Source organism: Gaetbulibacter sp. PBL-D1 (assembly GCF_050509525.1).
Lineage (GTDB): Bacteria > Bacteroidota > Bacteroidia > Flavobacteriales > Flavobacteriaceae > Gaetbulibacter_B > Gaetbulibacter_B jejuensis.
This window is the reverse complement of sequence record NZ_JBNWKB010000002.1, coordinates 230,032-244,330: the sequence shown is the minus strand read 5'-3', so window position 1 is coordinate 244,330 and position 14,299 is coordinate 230,032. Positions and strand designations below refer to the sequence as shown.

Below are 14,299 nucleotides of genomic sequence, written 5' to 3'. Positions count from 1 at the left end.
AATACTCAATACAAGCATAACAACCACACTAAAAGCCATTAAATTAAACTTAGATTTAAGGTATTGTTTGTATTGAATATTTTGACTCATTAACATTTTGTAATAGCCACTATCCCAAGCAGGAACGAATTGTCCAAAATTGATTAAGAAAATTCCCGTTACAAAAATGCCTACAAAACCAAAAATCCAAGGCATTTCGCTATAGGTTGGATTTGGATAGAAAAACAACCCATACAACAATCCAATAATTAAAATAAATACCGAAGAACGCGGACGCTTATTTCTCCAAATTAAACGTAAATCTAACTGCATAAAAGGTGCTGAGTCACCAAACTTTCTGGTCCACTCCAAATTAGAAGAATTTACTTCTTTAACATTTGATTTTAATGAGCTATCTAAAAACAGTTTTTTTCTCAGCATTTTAAAGTTTACTACATACAATGCTATCAAAATCAATATCGGAACTAACAATAAAACAGGATTGTTGTAAACACCATTTACTGCTTGCGCTACTAAATCGGTAAACGAAATAATGTTGAAATAGTTTAAAGCAAATAACCCTCCTGAAATTGCAATTACCGGAAGAAAAGACAATTCGGTTTCAGCTGAAAAACTTTCTAAAATAAAATTTAGAAAATTAATAATTAGCGTTATACAAAGTATCGTTAGCACCCAAACTAGGACAGAAACAGTTGGGTAGTCGTTTATTAACAGCATTATCCCAAAAGGAATAATAGCAAACATTGGTAAAAAGTTGAAAAAAGAAAAAGCAGATTTCCCCAACACATAGTTTACCACCTTACTGCGTTTAACAGGCAATGTCAATAAAGGTTTAACACTCATTACTGGTAGTTTCTGAAAAAAGAACCTCATGAGCACATCGACTATAATCCAATAAAAAATATAACTATTAACAATGAAAAGAGGATCTTGATCTGGAAATTGGTCTTTTAGAATCGGATAAATTGCTACTCCTACTATCAAAAACATTACTACAAAGTACAAGGCAAAGAATACAAGTAAAATATTTAACGCCATACTTTTTTGCCAATACGATGATCTAAAGTATTGTTTCCACTCAAGATTTAAAAAGTGTTTTAATTTCATTTTTTAAAGATTGGTTTAAACTGTTAGTAATATTAAAACACTTTTTGTTACAATCAAAACTTAATTCCTAACAGCTTTTCTTACTTTTGTAAAAAAATAATTCATGGCGCAATTTCATAAACTCACCATAAAAGATATACAAAGAGAAACTAATAAATCTGTAACTATTAGTTTTCATATTCCTGAAACATTAAAAAGCGAATTCTCGTTTACGGCAGGACAATACATTACGTTGAGAACTACCTTAAATGGTAACGAAGTACGTCGTGATTACTCCTTGTGTTCATCGCCTAAAAGTGGTGAGATAAAAGTTGCTGTAAAAGAGGTAAAAGACGGTACATTTTCTGCCTATGCAAATAATGTATTAAAAGCAGGAGATACTATAGATGTTGCACCACCAAAAGGACATTTTACATTTGTTCCTAATGATAAAAAAACCAAAAACATTGCTGCGTTTGCTGCTGGAAGTGGTATTACTCCTATATTAAGTATTATAAAATGTGCTCTAGAAGAAGAAGTTCATAGTGAAGTGATTTTGGTTTACGGGAACAAAACCACACAAGACACCATGTTTCTAAACGAACTTTTAGAACTACAGCATAAATACAGCGAGCGTTTTTCTATCCAATTTGTGTTTAGTCAAGCTGATGAAGATGATGCTATTTTTGGTAGAATAGAAAAAAGCACAGTGAATTATGTTATGAAAAACAAACATAAAAACATAGATGTTGATGCTGTGTATTTATGTGGTCCAGAAGCTATGATTCACACCGTTAAAGATGTATTAACCGAAAACGGAATAGCAAAAGACCGAATTTTATTTGAACTTTTTAAAGCTGCAAAACCAACCGAAGTTGATAATAGTTCAATTGGCGAAGGACAAACAAAAATCACTGTAATTGTTGATGATGAAGAAGCAACTTTTGAAATGTCTCAAAAACAATCTATTCTTGAAGCGGCTTTAGATGAAGATTTAGATGCACCATATTCTTGCCAAGGCGGAATTTGCAGCAGTTGTTTAGCGCGAATTAAAGAAGGCGAAGCTACTATGCGTCAAAATAATATTTTAACCGATAATGAAGTTGCTGAAGGCTTAATTTTAACGTGTCAAGCGCATCCAACAACACCTACAATTGTTGTGGATTATGATGATATTTAATCGAAACTGAAGTTGAAGCTGAAATCGAATTTGATAAAACGCAACTCGTCATTGCGAATGAAGTGCAACGGAATGAAGCATGTTTGAAATCGAAATCGAAGACGAAATCAAAAATATTTGTGAGATTGCTTCGTCGTTCAGCCAATGCGCTAGCTGGCCTCTTCGCTAAAAATATCCACTGGACATTTTCTTTACGCTCGATCCCGCAATGACGCTATATCATACAGACTTCAACATAAATTGAAAGGCTTCTTTTCTGTTGTTTACACCCAATTTACTGTAGGCATTGCGTAAATGAAATTTTACGGTACTTACCGATATAAAAAGCTGGTTGGCAATATCTGAATTGGATTTTCCTGCCACACACAATTTTAAAGCTTCAAACTCGCGTTCGGTTAGTGCTGTATGCAGTTTTTTGTTTAGGTCGTCCATATCCAATTCTACCGATAATTCCGACGGACTACTATGCAGCTCCAAAAACCGTTTTTGCAAAGCTTCTACCTGTAATGCTTGTGCTTCGCGTTCGGCTTTTAGCTTTTTTTGTCTAGCTATAAAAATAACGAGCAGTAGTATAATAGCTGCAACGGCACCAACGCCAATAGCTATTTGTGCATTTCTAGCTTCGGCCAATGTAGCATCTTTTAACTGACTTTCATAAGTAAGCTTCTGAATTTCCTGTTCCTTTTTGGCGGTTTCGTATTGGGTTTCCAAATCGGCAACTCGCGCTTTTACCTCTACACTGTTTAACGAATCGGTTAGTTTTATATAAGTGTTCCTGTAACCCAATGCTTGATTAAAGTTACCTCCTTCCAAAGCCAACTGGTACAACAAATCGTAAGCGCTTTTTTCACTATTGGCGAAACCGTGTGTGGTGGAAAAGGTCAAAGCTTCTTGAGCATACCTTTCAGCAGATTTCAGTTTGGATTGCTTAAGGCTAATCTTACCCATTGCCAATAAAGTCGATGCATATTCTTCTTGCTCGCCAACAGATTTTACCAAATTATGAGCCGTTTCATAATGTTTGAAAGCCACATCATATTGTCCCTTCTTTTCAAAAACCTTACCCAGGCTATTTTCGGCATGCACCAACATTGTGGTATTGTTTAAATCCTTAAAAAAACGTCGTGCTTCGCTTAAATGGGTAATACCATCATCCAATTGATCCATATTGTTGTACACCATTGCCAAACGCAAATGGTTTAACGCCATATCTGTAGTGTCTTTTAGGGTTTCAGATAACATCAAACATTTTTTGGTTGTTTCCAAAGCTTTATCCATTTGCCCAAGCTGAAAATACACACCTCCCAAATTGCCATAGGTTTTACTCAATACATCGTTAAGTTTTGGGTCATTTTTCCCTTCGGCAAGTTTCATGACTTCTTGATAGGCTTCCACAGATTTTTCGTGTTCAGATTTTCCCATATACACCAAGCCTCGCGTATTGTTAATCATTGCCAACAAGAAATTAGACTCTGTGCTTTTCGCCAATTTTTCGGCTTTGTTTAGATACCAAAATGAAGAATCGGCATTGTTTATTTGCCCATAGGCTATACCCAAATTTAAATAATATTGTCCTTGAAGCGAATCTGAAGTTTGCGCAACTATGTCTTTTATTTGTAGTAAATTTTTAATGCCATCACTTGGATTTTCTGTTGTTTCAAAAGTTTTTAGGGCTTGTTCTACTTGTTCTTGATGGTTTTGTGAAAACGTAAATACAGAAAAACTTAATAGCAGAATACATGTAATATTTTTTAAAACATAGTTTGAAAGTAGACGAGTCATTTGGTTGGGTTTTAGGTATCATTGTGATTTTGAACCCAATAAATATACTAAAAAACGAAGCAATCTAATAAGTTGTATTGCTATTAACCTAAAGATTACTTCGTTACTTACACAATGGTAAGTTTTTGTTTGTGTCAATGTTGTATCGTCATTGCGAGTGAAGCGAAGCAATCTGTTTGTTTGTAACTCTTATTCATGAGATTACTTCGTCGTTCATGCTTCTCTCCTCGTAATGATGTACTATTTTACCACCAAACGTTTTATAGTATGATTGATTTCTGTGCTTATTTTAACAAAATAGACACCTGCCGATAAATGTTCAACCTTCATTTGTGTTGCATTGGTTTTGGCTATTTGTTTTCCAGATACGTCATAAAGGGTGAGTTGTATTATAGGCTCCGAACTGGATACATAAAACACCTCTTCTGCTGGATTTGGGTACAACAGTAATTGATTTTCTATTGGATTTACTTCTGTAATATTTAAGGTTTCGCCAAAGTTGGAATTGATAAATCCTTCGGACAGTAAAATGTTTCCTGCATTCAATTCTTGTATGTTTACTTCTCCAATGGTGTAAAGCAAGGTGATGTTTCCATTGGTTATACTTGCGCCTCCATTGTCTATGGAAAATTTTTCGATGGTTTGGGCTTGGGTTAAAAAACAGCTTAAACCAATTATTAATGATAGTATGTGTTTCATTTTTATTAGTTTTTTAAAATTTATCGTCATTGCGAACCCTTTAGGGTGAAGCAATCTCTTTGAAATCGAAGACGAAGAAGCTATTTAATTAAAAATTGAGATTCTTCATTCGTGCCTCATTCAGAATGACAGGATGCCTTATTAATAAGATTGCTTTGTTTTGACTTCGACACTTCGACTACGCTCAGTGCAGGCGAGCTAAGTCTGACAGCTCACAAAGACGTTACTATCTTTATTTATTATTAGTAATTAACTGATTTACCAAAACCTTTAATTCGGCGACATCATTTTCAAGTTGTCCTAATTGCGACTGTTTGCTGTTTACTGTGGTCTGCAAACTTTCTATAATTTCCTGTTGCTCTTGTATGGCATTGATTAATACTGGAATCAATTCGGTGTAGCTCACGCTTAAGGTGTTGTTTTCGTCATTGGCTGTGTGTACCAGTTCAGACATAATGGGTTGTACTTCTTGCGCAATCAAGCCTAACGATTTGTGGGTTTGCTCACCACGGTTTTTCCAGTAGTATTGTTTAGGTGCCAATTGCAAGACTTCGGTTAAACCATATTGCAGGGTTTCTATATCGCGTTTTAACCTGCGGTCGCTACTGTGTACCACAGCACCACCAGCATAGACATCGCCACCATCGTTTTGTAAAAAAATAGGGGAAGCCGCACCATTGTTTCTGCCCATAATCTCGTTGTTGTCTATTACCATATTAACACCAGTAACATCACCCAAAACCATATACCCAGAGGTATTGGTATAAGAGGCATCTGTACCACCTGTAATGTGCAATTTAGTGGTTGGTGTGTTGGTGGTAATACCCATATTACCATTTTTAAGTACAGTTAACGCATTTTGTCTAGTAGTAGAGTTTCCATTCCCAACTTCAAACAAAGGGTCTGTAGCTACCCAAGATGTTGGATTACCGCCACCAATGTTATATTTACCTATTGCTGTTGAAATTTGGGCTTCTGCTTTTGTTTCAGTTCCCATTGCTATTGATATGGCTCCAGATGCAACTGTATTACCTCCCATTGCAGTGGATGAACTTCCTGATGCTGTTGTAGCATATCCCATTGCTGTGGAATATAATTCTGAAGCCGTAGAATTAGCTCCCATGGCTGTGGAACCATTACCTGATGCTTCTGTACTATTTCCCATTGCAGTGGAATACTCTCCAGAGGCTGTTGTGCCAGTTCCCATTGCTGTAGAAAAACTACCTGATGCTGTTGTACTATTTCCCATTGCTGTAGAACGTGATCCTGATGCTTCTGGATGACTTCCCATTGCTGTAGAATAATTTCCTGATGCCAGACTATAAAAACCCATTGCTGTAGAACGTGATCCCGAAGCTTCTGTATTTGTTCCCATTGCAACTGAATGACTTCCAGTTGCTCCCTCACGTTCAGGAACATTATTAAAACTTAAATCAACTGCATCATTACCAATATTGCCATAAATAGTCGGGCTTCGTCCTATCAAGCGCCAACCTATGCCATTGCCTTCATCTATAGCTTCCAACCCTGTGGCAACCACGGCTGTGTTTTCTAAATACTCTTTGGTAATCAAAGCTTTGGGGTCGGTAATTTCTGCTATATCAAAACTGGGTGCTGTTACGGTTCCGTTTTTTAAAATGGTTAAGGCATTGCTATAAGTGCTTCCAAAACCATTACCTACTTCTAAAAGTGGGTCGGTCTGTACCCAAGCTGTTGGGTTGCCACCACCTACGTTGCGCTGTCCCAAAGCCAAAGCCGCATAAGCATCGGCAGAGGTAATGTAACCAAAAGCCGTGGCATAATCGGCAGAGGCTGTATTGCCATAATTGTTTGCCATAGCGTAACGTCCAGACGCCAAGACTTGGCGTCCAGAGGCAAAGGCATAATCGCCAGTAGCACCAGAGTCGCCAGTGGTATTGCTTTGGCTTACATCTACAGCTTCAAGACCTATGTTGCCATAATAACTAGGGTTTCTACCTACCAAACGGTAGCCTATGCCATTGCCTTCGTCCAAGGTTTCCAGACCAGTTACATTGGCTGCTGTGGTAGCGGTTTCGGCTTGTTTGGCATAAGGCACTGCCATAAATTGTGTTGTCCCCATATCGGTAAGCCCGCCACCTGTGTTTATCTGTACGTTTAGGTAGTGGTCGTCTGCTGCCCAATCTATAGCGTTAAAGCTACCTGAAATGGGTGTGCCATCACCAATGTTTACGATAACAATGCCATTGGCATCGGTTGTTGGTGCGTGACTTTCTTGATAGACGTTGGTTTGGGCTGCACCTTGTAGAATGGTGAATTCAATTTGAATAAGGTCGTTGGCAACCACGTTGCCAGAACCGTCCTTAATAAGCGCTTTGTAATTGATGCCTTGTTGTGCGAACGTGATTCCTGCGGTGAGGAATATCAGTAATAAAACTAATTTTTTCATTGTGATTTGATTTTAGGTTAATAGCGTTTTAAAATTTTGTGTTGAAACTACCTAAAATGCATCTTTTAGCACCTAACCTTATGGGTTAGGATTTTTAAAATAGCTTTTAACATTCTGATTTAAAGTGAATTACAAAAAATCAAAAAAGAAGACTTGTTGATGAGATTGACACATCGCTCGTTCTTCACTCCTCGTAATGACGGATTGAAATATCAACTGCGAAGACGTAGGTTTTACCTAACAAAATGAATTTCATTTTTCCCATCATAGCTTGTAATGACCAATTCTGTTTCTGTTAAAACATCAATAAGTGCTATTGTGGTTGAGTTGTTTTCAAATGTCATGGAAATTTGACTCTCATCCTCGCTTAAGATATATGTTAAATTATCCGGGCCACTAGATGTACAACTTGAACCATCAAGATAAAATTGTTCTTGTACAAGTGAGCCTTCCTCCATAAATTCTAGATAACCGTTTTGCTGGCAGTCGTCCAAAATTGTTTCTGTTGGAGGTGTTGTTGTATTGTCAACAACTTTTACAAAATACCATTTGTTTGCTAAAAGTTCGGCAGTGGTTGGTTCTGGTATTGGTTCTGGAGATTCATCATCACTAGAACAGGAAATAAATAAGGTTACTAATGTTACAACAAGGTACAGTTTATAATTATTAATCAGTGTGTTCATTTTAAATAAATTTTAGGTTAATGTTTTTTGAGGTTAATCTTTAATGATTTTTTTGATGATTTTATGACCATCAATGGTATATAATGAGAGAACATAAACACCATCTGGAAGCTTATTAAGATGTACGTTTGATGTTAAAGCTCCTTTTTTCATAAGCTGACCAGTTATGGATGCTATACTATATTGCACTATTTGATTGTTGTGAGCTACATACAGTATGTCTTTAGCTGGATTAGGATAAATGGAAAGATCATACTTGCTGAAATCTGTAATACTCATTGTACTACAGTCTTCGCTAAAACTGGTTGTAGAGTCAATATTGGTCCAATTGGTAGATGCGTATGCTGCATCGTCTACTTGTATACAAGTTAAATCGGGATTTGCTGTTGCATTAAAATAAGTAATGTTTTCATTAGATCCATTGGCAACATTTAAACTGGTTAAATCATTGTTGCTACACCACAATGTGGTTAAGTTTGTGTTTGCAGAAACATCCAATTCCGTCAAGTTATTAACATAGCAATCCAATCTATCCAAGGCTAGATTATTGCTTACGTCAAGTGTTGTTAAATTGTTACTGCGACAATCTAAATGTACCAAAGCGGTATTATTACTTACATCTAGCGTAGAGAGTCCTGTTTGACCACATTCAAGAAGGGTCAATGCTGTATTGTTACTTACATCTAAGGTGGTTAGGTTGTTTACAGAACAAATTAAACTTATCAATGAGGTATTGTTGCTCACATCTAAAGTTGTAAGCTGGTTTTCGCGAACCGATAAGTATTGTAAAGCCGTATTGTTTCCTACATCTAAAGTTGTAATACTATTTATATGACAATACAAAGCCATTAAAGATGTGTTGTTGCTTATATCCAACGTTGTTAATTGGTTGTCATCGCATTGTAAAGAAATTAAAGCGGTATTGTTACTTACATCCAATGTTGTAAGCATGTTTCTGCTACAAAAAAGTGTATGCAAATCAACATTGCTAGATAGGTCGATAGTACTTAAGTTGTTATCGTTTACATAAAGCTCCGTAATGTTAATAAAAGCCTCTATTCCTGTAAGGTCTGCAATACCCAAATTATTACAGGCCAAATACCCTGTATAGGCTTCAGCTTCTGTTACTTGAATTTCATCATCAGAATTGGTATTGATGTTAGGTTCTCCAATAAGATAGCTTTTGAAATTAGCATCTGGAATGTTCACTACTTGTGAATGTAGCTTGAAACTAAAAATAATTAGTGCAAAAAAAAGTACTGTTTTTTTCATAATGGTTCATTTTAGGTTAATAGCGTTAAATTTTATAAGCTAAAACTATCTGTAACGAACCATATAGCACCTAACCTTATGGGTTAGGATTTTGAAAATAGTTTTTAAGTGTTTGGTTTCCAGTTTATTATAAAAACAAATGTAGAAGAATGGTTTTATTGGTTTTGGTGAGATTGCTTCGGCTAAAGCCTCGTAATGACTTTATAGAATAGACTCTATTTTATTTATGATAGTTTCCGGAGCAATACTTCCAGCTGCATCTTGATAGCCTTCAGGATATTTATTCCCATAAATAGACGTTGGAATTAAAGGAAATTGTTCTCTACTGGCAAGTAAGGCATAATCATCTGGTTGGTTAAAAGGCGTAAAACCAGCATACGGATGTGTAACACCCCAAATTGTAATGGTTTTTATACCTAACATAGCAGCAATATGAGCGTTACCAGAATCCATAGACAGCATAACATCTAGATTTGAAACAACATCCAACTCTTCATCAAGCGTTAATTTTCCTGCTAGATTAATAATGCCTTTTTCTTGAGATTCAAAATAGGTAAGTGTTTGTATTTCTTTTTTTCCGCCACCAAATAATAAAACAGTATACTTTTCAGCAAGTTGCTCTATCACTTCTTGCATTAAATCAAGCGGATACATCTTACTTTCGTGTGCAGCAAAAGGCGCAATACCAATACGCTTTTTTTGCGCATTCCCAATAGTTTCAATTACTTTTTTACTTAATGGCTTCTTTTCAGGAAAGTTAGGGTTTGATAAATCTATCGGAAATCCTAGTGTTTTAAAAACGTCAGCATATCGCTGATGTGTTGTTTTAAGTTGCTTGAATTCCTGCCCTGAAACAAGGGCTTTCTTTTCAGCACGACCTTTATCTATTTGTACGGTTTTTATTCCGAAGAGAAACGTTTTTAAAATATTAGAACGCAACACATTATGCAAGTCGGCAACAGCATCTATTTTTAATGCTTTTAACTCTTTAGACAATTTGTAAAGCCCTAAAAAGCCTTTATGTTTATGTTTTACGTCAGCATGAAACACGCTAACATTTTTTAAATCTCTAAAAAACGGTTTAAAAAAAGCGCGTGTTAATACAGTAAGTTTTACATCAGGATATTGTTGTGTAAACGCACGCAACACATTTACTGTCATAGCAACATCTCCCATTGCTGAAAGACGAATAACGAGTATGTGTTTAATTGGTCTTGGCATAGTTAAGACCTCTGGCTTCTCGACTCCGCTCGAAGTGACACGCTCGAGGTGACAGTTTATTTTTTACTTGAAGCGCGAAGAACTGGGTTTAGCTCATCGTCGTTATACATTTTCATTTGCTTATACACTTTCATGTACTTGTCTCCGTTTTCAATATCTTTTAAAAGTGTATCAATTGCGGTAGAAAGATCTACACGTTGCTCTAAAAGTACGTCTAACTTCTTTTGGCAAGCTGCTCTGTGCGCATCACTAGCGTCAGTTCTTGTTGCCTCTACATTCATGTGATAAATTTTTAATGCTAAAATTGATAGTCTATCAATTCCCCAAGCAGGACTTTCGGTATTTATCGTAGCATCTGGTTTTGGAGTAACATCTTTATATTTATCTAAAAAGTAGCTGTCAATATATTCAACAGTATCTGTTCTATCTTGGTTTGAAGCATCAATTTTACGTTTTAGAGCTAATGCATCAACAGGATCGATATTTGGGTCTCTAATAATATCTTCGTAAGCCCATTGTACAGTATCAATCCAACATTTTCTGTATAATAAATGTGCAATGACATCTTCGTTTTTATCATACTTGTTAGTAAATGGTTGATCTACGGTATTTTTAATTTTGTACGTGTTTATAGCATCTTGAAAAATGCTGTTGGCTTTATCTGAAAACATATTATGGTATTTTTATGACTGCAAATATAAGCCTATTTAATAACTTTACAGTTGTAAAAACACCAAAGCAGATGCACATCCATAATTTATCACTTCAAAATTCAATACTCAATACATTTATCTCTGAGATGCGAGATGAAAACATTCAAAAAGACCCATTACGATTTAGAAGAAATATTGAACGAACAGGAGAAATTTTGGGTTACGAATTAAGTAAGTCTCTTAATTTTAAAACACAATCTATCACTACTCCATTGGGCACTTCAGAAACTATGTTGATTAATGATGATATTGTGTTATGCTCTATTTTAAGAGCTGGTGTGCCATTGCATAATGGTTTGTTAAACTATTTTGATAAAGCTGAAAACGCATTTATTTCGGCTTACAGGCATCATAAAGACAATCCTGAAAGTTTTGAAATTATTGTAGAGTATTTAGCATGTCCAGACCTGGAAGGCAAAACACTTATTTTAGCAGATCCTATGCTTGCTACAGGACAATCTATGGTTGCAACTTTTGAAGCTTTGAAACCTTTTGGTACTCCAAAAGATGTGCATTTAGTTAGTGTTATTGGTGCTCAAGAAGGTGTTGATTATGTTTCACAACATTTTAATATTAACACGCATTTGTGGATTGCTACTATTGATAAGAAACTAAACGAAAAAGGTTATATTATTCCTGGATTAGGAGACGCAGGAGATTTAGCTTTTGGAGCAAAACTACAGCACTAGACTTACAAAAGGCGTGATTATTAATATCCAAATTAATACTTCTTTAAACCATTTTTCAGAAGATACTTCAATATAATTTGTGAGTACAATAGACAATGGAGCGAAAAGGAAAATAAACTCTGCTCCTGTTTTAATAGGTGAAATGATAATGATAATCGCTGCAAGAAGTGTAGCTATTAAGATTAAAAAATATGATGGTTTTAAACTTTTTGCCTTGTTTTTAATATTTCGAACGTAGTAAAACAAAGACCAGACGAAATAAGACAAAATAATAGTTGAAGCGATTATAATTTGACCCGAATTTAAATTAGTGAAGTCTAAGCTTATTGTATAATCTATAGAGGTCACATAGTTGGATATGTCATAACCTGTTGCTATTAGTACACTAGCTACTATTACTGCAACCGTTAGCACTCCTATTAATGGAATAATCCAGTTTTTAATATCGGTAATTCTAAAAAGAAATAGTGCTGCAAATATTAACACATAAAACAAGCTTGACCAAAAAAAGAGTAACGTTGCTAGACTAATCCAAAACGCAGCATCAAAAAGTTTCTTTTTCATTTCTTTTTGACTTCGTAAGCTAATAATTCTTCTTAGAGCAAGTAAGACAAACAAATTAGCAATCAATATACTAGAGTTTAAAAATGTTTGCGGAACCATTATCATAAACAACGTAAAGAACAAAATCCTATAGCTGTTTTTTTTAGTAAGATTGTTTTTGCTTGTAACAAAATCAAACACAAAAACCGATAACAAAACAACTCCAAAAAGTAGCAATTGCTTTAAAATAGCAACAAAATTTCCTGAAATATTAGCCATAAAAACTTTTGCTAGAGTAAAAGCCAGCAATAGTATGACACTTATAACAGCAAAATGTATTGGTTTTGCTTTGCTAAAAAAACTTGAAATCATTTATAATGTTTGTATATTTGCCTTGTAAATATATTGATAATCCTTTTTAAGCTCATATAAGAGCATTAATTTATACACAATGAAAGATTTTTTTTACGCAATACAAGATTTATTTGTAAATGTATTATTTACTCCACTTGATGGTTTAAGAGCACTTGAATTAGAAAATTGGTGGGCTGCAAATGGTCTTAACTGGATTTTTATGGTAATTTGTTTTGTAGCATTTGTTTACTGGATGGGTCAGCTTAAAAAATTCAACAATAACAACGAAGAAGACAAAAGCGTTACAGCTCACAGATATTTATAAATCGAAACCAATATCTTTTCGATAATACATCTTATCAAAATGTAGTTTTTCTATATTTTGATAAGATTTTTTTATGGCTTCTTGATACGTGTTTCCATAGGACGTTATTGCCATAACTCTACCTCCTGAGGTTACCACTTTTTCATCTTTTACAGTTGCTCCAGCATGAAAAGGTATTGAATCAGTAATAGCTTCAATTCCTGTGATTTCTTTTCCTTTTTCATAACTTTCAGGATAACCACCAGAAACCAACATTACAGTTGTTGCTGCACGCTCGTCTATTTCAATATCTATTGTATGCAATGTCTCGTTTGAAATAGCTTGGAAAATTTCAACTAAATCATTTTTTAATCGTGGTAAAACTACTTCGGTTTCAGGATCTCCCATGCGTACATTGTATTCAATGACTTTAGGATCATCACCAACTTTAATCAAGCCAATAAAAATAAATCCTTTGTATGGCAAATTATCTTTTTGTAATCCTGCAACAGTTGGTTTTACAATACGTTCTTCTATTTTACTTAAAAACTCTGGTGTTGCAAATGGTACTGGAGATACAGCTCCCATTCCTCCTGTGTTCAAACCTGTATCACCTTCACCAATACGCTTGTAATCTTTTGCAGTTGGTAAAATCTTATAGTTTTTACCATCGGTTAGTACAAAGCAACTCAATTCAATACCATCAAGAAATTCTTCAATAACAACTTTTGAACTTGCGTTACCAAATTTTGCATCAACTAACATGTTTTTTAATTCGGCTTTAGCTTCGTTCAAATCATTTAAAATCAAAACACCTTTACCTGCAGCCAATCCATCTGCTTTTAATACATAAGGTGGATTTAAAGTTTCTAAAAACGCATAACCATCCTCAACATTACTTGCATTAAAACTTTGATAAGCAGCAGTAGGAATGTTGTGACGCATCATAAACTCTTTTGCAAATTCCTTACTGCCTTCAAGCTCAGCAGCAGCTTGTTGAGGTCCAATTACAGAAATATGTTTAAGTGCTTCGTCATTTAAAAAAAAGTCGTGAACGCCTTGTACCAATGGGTCTTCAGGACCAACAACAACCATGTCAATTTGTTTTTCTAAAACTAAGGTTTTAATAGCAGAAAAATCGGTAACTCCAATGTTTACATTTTGAGCAATTTCAGCAGTTCCTGAGTTACCAGGAGCTACATAAAGTGATTTACATAAAGGACTTTGGGCTATTTTCCAAGCGAATGTGTGTTCTCTTCCTCCAGAACCTAGGATTAAAATTGTCATAGTTTGTGTTGTTTGCCGCAAAAATAATTGCTTTTACGCTCAAAAAATAATTATTTTA

13 protein-coding genes are annotated in these 14,299 nt (G+C 35.1%); 3 read left to right on the top strand and 10 right to left on the bottom strand.

The window, feature by feature from the left end:
- Nucleotides 1–1,107, bottom strand: a 1,107-nt coding sequence (locus ACQ0RB_RS03055) for a DUF5687 family protein (protein ID WP_430496407.1), incomplete at its 3' end; no start/stop codon positions are given.
- A gap of 103 nt (nt 1,108–1,210) precedes the next feature.
- Between ACQ0RB_RS03055 and ACQ0RB_RS03050 the strand changes: the two genes are divergently transcribed.
- Nucleotides 1,211–2,266 (top strand): 2Fe-2S iron-sulfur cluster-binding protein, encoded by a 1,056-nt coding sequence (locus ACQ0RB_RS03050; RefSeq protein WP_430496405.1) that lies wholly within the window; start codon nt 1,211–1,213, stop codon nt 2,264–2,266.
- Nucleotides 2,267–2,485: 219 nt separating this feature from the next.
- Here the strand turns inward: ACQ0RB_RS03050 and ACQ0RB_RS03045 are convergent, their stop codons facing one another.
- From ACQ0RB_RS03045 to ACQ0RB_RS03015, 7 genes are all read right to left on the bottom strand, one after another.
- Nucleotides 2,486–4,048 carry a tetratricopeptide repeat protein gene (locus ACQ0RB_RS03045; protein WP_430496403.1) on the bottom strand — a complete coding sequence of 521 codons (1,563 nt, stop codon included), beginning with the start codon at nt 4,046–4,048 and terminating at the stop codon, nt 2,486–2,488.
- 240 nt (nt 4,049–4,288) lie between these two features.
- Nucleotides 4,289–4,747 carry a T9SS type A sorting domain-containing protein gene (locus ACQ0RB_RS03040; protein ID WP_430496401.1) on the bottom strand — a complete coding sequence of 153 codons (459 nt, stop codon included), beginning with the start codon at nt 4,745–4,747 and terminating at the stop codon, nt 4,289–4,291.
- Nucleotides 4,748–4,979: 232 nt separating this feature from the next.
- Complete coding sequence (locus ACQ0RB_RS03035) at nt 4,980–7,175, bottom strand: tail fiber domain-containing protein (protein WP_430496399.1); 2,196 nt, start codon at nt 7,173–7,175, stop codon at nt 4,980–4,982.
- Between the two features lie 233 nt (nt 7,176–7,408).
- Nucleotides 7,409–7,858 (bottom strand): lipocalin family protein, encoded by a 450-nt coding sequence (locus ACQ0RB_RS03030; protein WP_430496397.1) that lies wholly within the window; start codon nt 7,856–7,858, stop codon nt 7,409–7,411.
- Between the two features lie 33 nt (nt 7,859–7,891).
- Nucleotides 7,892–9,130 (bottom strand): T9SS type A sorting domain-containing protein, encoded by a 1,239-nt coding sequence (locus tag ACQ0RB_RS03025; RefSeq protein WP_430496396.1) that lies wholly within the window; start codon nt 9,128–9,130, stop codon nt 7,892–7,894.
- Nucleotides 9,131–9,331: 201 nt separating this feature from the next.
- Nucleotides 9,332–10,351, bottom strand: coding sequence for a glycosyltransferase family 9 protein (locus tag ACQ0RB_RS03020; protein ID WP_430496394.1), 1,020 nt, complete (start codon nt 10,349–10,351; stop codon nt 9,332–9,334).
- 56 nt (nt 10,352–10,407) lie between these two features.
- Nucleotides 10,408–11,022, bottom strand: coding sequence for a DUF4254 domain-containing protein (locus ACQ0RB_RS03015; protein WP_430496392.1), 615 nt, complete (start codon nt 11,020–11,022; stop codon nt 10,408–10,410).
- A 71-nt stretch (nt 11,023–11,093) separates the two neighbouring features.
- Here ACQ0RB_RS03015 and upp point away from each other — a divergent pair, with 71 nt between their 5' ends.
- Complete coding sequence (gene upp / locus ACQ0RB_RS03010; RefSeq protein ID WP_129759968.1) at nt 11,094–11,753, top strand: uracil phosphoribosyltransferase; 660 nt, start codon at nt 11,094–11,096, stop codon at nt 11,751–11,753.
- On the opposite strand, the gene ACQ0RB_RS03005 is transcribed toward upp, so the two are convergent.
- On the bottom strand, nt 11,742–12,668 hold the full coding sequence (locus ACQ0RB_RS03005) for a DUF6427 family protein (RefSeq protein WP_131506352.1): 927 nt from the start codon (nt 12,666–12,668) through the stop codon (nt 11,742–11,744). The two genes, upp and ACQ0RB_RS03005, sit on opposite strands and share 12 nt — an antisense overlap.
- Nucleotides 12,669–12,747: 79 nt before the next feature.
- On the opposite strand from ACQ0RB_RS03005, the gene ACQ0RB_RS03000 reads away from it, so the two are divergent.
- The gene (locus tag ACQ0RB_RS03000; RefSeq protein WP_129759749.1) at nt 12,748–12,975 is read left to right on the top strand and encodes a DUF6341 family protein; all 228 of its coding nucleotides are present in this window, start codon (nt 12,748–12,750) and stop codon (nt 12,973–12,975) included.
- Here the strand turns inward: ACQ0RB_RS03000 and purD are convergent.
- Nucleotides 12,970–14,241: a phosphoribosylamine--glycine ligase gene (purD, locus tag ACQ0RB_RS02995; RefSeq protein ID WP_430496389.1), complete on the bottom strand. Its 1,272-nt coding sequence runs from the start codon at nt 14,239–14,241 to the stop codon at nt 12,970–12,972. The genes ACQ0RB_RS03000 and purD overlap by 6 nt on opposite strands.
- Between the last annotated feature and the right edge of the window lie 58 nt (nt 14,242–14,299).

Excerpts from the sequence above, each read along its gene's own strand:
- ACQ0RB_RS03040 (WP_430496401.1), bottom strand. The coding sequence starts at position 4,747 with ATGAAACACATACTATCATTAATAATTGGTTTAAGCTGTTTTTTAACC.
- ACQ0RB_RS03000 (WP_129759749.1), top strand. The coding sequence starts at position 12,748 with ATGAAAGATTTTTTTTACGCAATACAAGATTTATTTGTAAATGTATTA.
- ACQ0RB_RS03030 (WP_430496397.1), bottom strand. The coding sequence starts at position 7,858 with ATGAACACACTGATTAATAATTATAAACTGTACCTTGTTGTAACATTA.
- ACQ0RB_RS03035 (WP_430496399.1), bottom strand. The coding sequence starts at position 7,175 with ATGAAAAAATTAGTTTTATTACTGATATTCCTCACCGCAGGAATCACG.
- ACQ0RB_RS03015 (WP_430496392.1), bottom strand. The coding sequence starts at position 11,022 with ATGTTTTCAGATAAAGCCAACAGCATTTTTCAAGATGCTATAAACACG.
- purD (WP_430496389.1), bottom strand. The coding sequence starts at position 14,241 with ATGACAATTTTAATCCTAGGTTCTGGAGGAAGAGAACACACATTCGCT.
- upp (WP_129759968.1), top strand. The coding sequence starts at position 11,094 with ATGCACATCCATAATTTATCACTTCAAAATTCAATACTCAATACATTT.
- ACQ0RB_RS03005 (WP_131506352.1), bottom strand. The coding sequence starts at position 12,668 with ATGATTTCAAGTTTTTTTAGCAAAGCAAAACCAATACATTTTGCTGTT.
- ACQ0RB_RS03025 (WP_430496396.1), bottom strand. The coding sequence starts at position 9,130 with ATGAAAAAAACAGTACTTTTTTTTGCACTAATTATTTTTAGTTTCAAG.
- ACQ0RB_RS03020 (WP_430496394.1), bottom strand. The coding sequence starts at position 10,351 with ATGCCAAGACCAATTAAACACATACTCGTTATTCGTCTTTCAGCAATG.
- ACQ0RB_RS03045 (WP_430496403.1), bottom strand. The coding sequence starts at position 4,048 with ATGACTCGTCTACTTTCAAACTATGTTTTAAAAAATATTACATGTATT.
- ACQ0RB_RS03050 (WP_430496405.1), top strand. The coding sequence starts at position 1,211 with ATGGCGCAATTTCATAAACTCACCATAAAAGATATACAAAGAGAAACT.